The organism is Microcystis aeruginosa LEGE 91341 (assembly GCF_015206885.1).
Classification (GTDB): domain Bacteria; phylum Cyanobacteriota; class Cyanobacteriia; order Cyanobacteriales; family Microcystaceae; genus Microcystis; species Microcystis aeruginosa_H.
This window is the reverse complement of sequence record NZ_JADEXY010000221.1, coordinates 1-3,603: the sequence shown is the minus strand read 5'-3', so window position 1 is coordinate 3,603 and position 3,603 is coordinate 1. Positions and strand designations below refer to the sequence as shown.

Sequence of the window (3,603 nt, the reverse complement as noted above, 5' to 3'; positions counted from 1 at the left end):
ATTCATAATTCATAATTCATAATTCATAATTCATAATTCATAATTCATAATTCATAATTCATAATTCATAATTCATAATTCATAATTCATAATTCATAATTCATAATTCATAATTCATAATTCATAAGGAAAGATTACCAAGAACCGCGTTTACCATTGGGCATAACTGTTAACCAGTTGGTTTTTGCTAGGACGATTTGTTCTCGATTTACTTGGGCATCAGAGAGATTAGCCCCGCAAAGATTAGCGTTTTTGAGATTAGCGTGGCGAAGATTGGCTCCGGTGAGATTCGCCCCGCGCAAATCGGACTCTTCCAGGTCTGCATAAGCGAGATAGGCATTATCTAAATTGGTATTTTTGAGAATAGCTTGACTGAGATTGGCCCGGCCCAGATCCGCATTGGACAGATCGGCCCCTTGTAAATTAGTTCCTGTTAATTTGCATTGAAAGAAAATTACCCGCAAAAGTTGTGCTTTAGACAGATTAAGATTCGATAATTCCTCCTGGGCGAAATTGCGCCGGCCGTTATTGTAAGCATCGAGAATCGCTTTTTCATCTAAGCGGCGTTTTCTCTTCGGTAAGGTTATATCTGGGCTGCTGTGGTCTTTATTTTTAGATGGTATATTTGTATTGGTTGTTGAAAAGGCCATCTGCGCCCCTGGCAGATTATCTGGAGAGCCCTCTGGATTTTTATTTTTGGTGCGAAATTTAGAGTTGAGAGAGCCAGAAATGAAGGAAGTGGCTATTTGACCTGAATCTTGTGGTGGTTTCGGGGAAGTAACCATTGGAGCCGCGATTAAACTTTGGGCTAGACTATCGGCATAAGCGGTCATGTCTAAAGCATCCATTACCTCTTGGGCGGATTTGTAGCGATGACGGACGGAGACTTCCAGCATTGTTTTCAGGACTTTAGCAAACTGGGGACTCACCTTGACTAATTTTTCCCAGAGTAATTCACCTGTATTGACATCAACTTCGATAGTCTTAGGAGATCTGCCCGTAAGTAGATAGATACAGGTAACTCCCACGGCATAGATATCACTGGCATAGACTGGACGCATGGCCATCTGTTCGGGAGGGGCAAAACCTTGAGTACCCACGGCAAAATTAGTAAAAGCGTTTTGAGAATTGACATTGGCAATAACAGTGTTAACTTCATTTTTGACAGCCCCAAAGTCAATCAGAACCAATTTTCGATCCGTGTGCCGAAGAATTAGGTTAGCAGGTTTGATATCCCGATGAATTACCTTTTGTTTGTGGATATATTTCAAAATCGGCAAAAGTTCACTTAGAAACTGTTTGACTCCCGCTTCGCTAAACGGTCCGCGTTTTTTTACCTCTTGGTAGAGGTTATGACCTTTGACGTATTCTTGAACTAGATAAAACTGTTGATTATCTTCAAAATAGTCCAATAATCGGGGAACCTGCGGATGAATCCCCAGTTTTCCCAGGGTTTCCGCTTCTCGCTCAAAAAGTTCCTTGGACATCTGAAAAACATTAGCATCATCAGTGCAAGGTCGCAGTTGTTTGACCACACATAGGGGGGTACCTGGTAGGGACAAATCCGATGAGACAAAGGTTGCCCCAAACCCTCCTTTCCCTAAAATGCCTAGAATTTGATAGCGGTTGTGCAGAAGCAGTTTTGAACCGCAACTCTCACAGATTAACGCTGTTGGGGCGTTTTTCGGTTGAGGACAGTCAGGATTAAGGCAGTAGGTCATATAGAGTCACCAGTTGACCAATACTTTTTTGCTAAGACAGTTCAACAATGCACCCTCAGAGATTCTCCTCAAGAAGAGGTATCTCCGAAAGTCCAAAACCAGAGGCCTGAAACATTCAAAGCGCCTGTAACGCTTTTTTATGTCATTGCTTAGTTAACACAGGGGCAACTTATCAAGATGGAGTTTGCTTGTTAACTGGGATTTTTCCCTAAACCCTTCTAGCTTACCACAGATTTTAAAATTGGCTACCTCTGCTAATTGTCAACTAATCTTAGCTTTTCTTGATAATTCAACACCCCTAATCACTTTTTCCCTTTCATCAAAGCGGCCCGGGCCTGTTCGCGGTCATCGAAATGGATTTTTTCCGTCCCCAAAATTTGATAATCTTCGTGACCTTTACCGGCAATAATTACTCCGTCTCCCGGTTGTGCTGCTTGAATAGCGGTGTCAATGGCCAAAGCGCGATCGCTAATTACCTGCACGGTAATTTCTGGGGGAATGCCAGCGATAATATCCTCAAGGATTAGTTCGGGAGACTCTGTGCGGGGATTATCCGAGGTAACTATGGCTAAATCTGCTAATTCGGCCGCTATTTTCCCCATTAACGGCCGTTTTGTCCGATCTCGATCGCCGCCACAACCAAAAACACAAATCATCCGACCAGAAATAAAAGGCCGGGAAGCTTTTAAAACATTCTCTAAACTGTCGGGAGTATGGGCATAATCGACAATGACGCTGATATCTTGGTCGGGAGCGATGCTAACCCGTTCCATCCGTCCCGGTACTCCTGAAAACTGGCGAATTTGGGCGATTACTGTCTCTAAATCTACACCACATTCTAACACTGCCGCCACCGCCGCTAACAGGTTAGCTAGATTATATTGACCCACCAGAGGAGAAGCAAAGGCTATTTCTCCTTGGGGAGTCATCATCACCCCTTCCACTCCCGTGGGTTGATAGTGTAAATCTTTAGTATAAAAATCGGCACGAGCATCGGACACACTATAGGTTAAAACCTGTTGGGGAGAGAGGGAGGCCGCTAAACGTTGACCATAGGCATCATCAAGGTTAATAATCGCCTTACCTTGCAGATAATCGGGACTAAATAATTTAGCTTTAGCGGCAAAATAATCCTCCATATCGAGGTGATAATCGAGATGGTCCCGGGTGAGATTAGTAAACACCGTCACCGGAAAAGTACAACCCTGTACCCGTCCCTGGGCCAGTGCATGGGAACTAACTTCCATGACGGCGATTTCATTGCCGGCGCTCACTGCTTTGGCTAAACTGGCTTGTAACTCGTTAGCGAAAGGGGTGGTATGATTGGCAGTTTCTTGGAATCCTTGCCAACGGGTGTAAAGAGTTCCGAATAAAGCGGTGGGAATCCCTGCTTGGCTGAGAAAATATTCAATTAAATGGGTGGTGGTGGTTTTGCCGTTGGTTCCCGTCACACCGATTAATTTTAGGGTAAGGGCCGGATAATGATAGAATTTAGCAGCGATCGCAGCAGTGGCAGTAACTAAATCTGCCACAACGATTACGCAAGCATCCTCCGGGGGGGGAAATTTAGCTGCGGCTGCCGGGGAGATAAGCGCCGCTACGGCCCCGGTTTCCAAAGCAGAACGCCAAAATTCGCCGCCATCGACGCGAGTACCGGGTAAACCGATAAATAAATCTCCCGGTTGACAAGCATGGGAATTGGTGGAAATTCCTGTAATCTCGGTAATAGAAGCGATAGGAGAAGAAATCGGGGAAACCGGGGTGATATTGGTTAAAAGTTCTTGCAGTTTCATAGTCAGGATTGAATCTAGGGATTGCTGCTTTTAGATTAGCCGATAATCCAAGAGGTTCCTAGGCTGAAGTGGGGGTGTGGGGTGTGGGG

The 3,603-nt window shown here is 44.7% G+C and carries 2 protein-coding genes; both read right to left on the bottom strand.

Translation table 11 applies throughout. The features are described from left to right. Positions 1-134: 134 nt before the first annotated feature. Positions 135-1,721: a serine/threonine-protein kinase gene (locus IQ234_RS20190; protein ID WP_193958385.1), complete on the bottom strand. Its 1,587-nt coding sequence runs from the start codon at positions 1,719-1,721 to the stop codon at positions 135-137. Between the two features lie 302 nt (positions 1,722-2,023). Beyond that, positions 2,024-3,514 (bottom strand): UDP-N-acetylmuramoyl-L-alanyl-D-glutamate--2,6-diaminopimelate ligase, encoded by a 1,491-nt coding sequence (locus IQ234_RS20185; RefSeq protein WP_193958384.1) that lies wholly within the window; start codon positions 3,512-3,514, stop codon positions 2,024-2,026. Positions 3,515-3,603 lie beyond the last annotated feature (89 nt).

Bases quoted from the DNA above. Each gene is read 5' to 3' on its own strand.
- IQ234_RS20190 (WP_193958385.1), bottom strand. From the start codon at position 1,721: ATGACCTACTGCCTTAATCCTGACTGTCCTCAACCGAAAAACGCCCCA.
- IQ234_RS20185 (WP_193958384.1), bottom strand. From the start codon at position 3,514: ATGAAACTGCAAGAACTTTTAACCAATATCACCCCGGTTTCCCCGATT.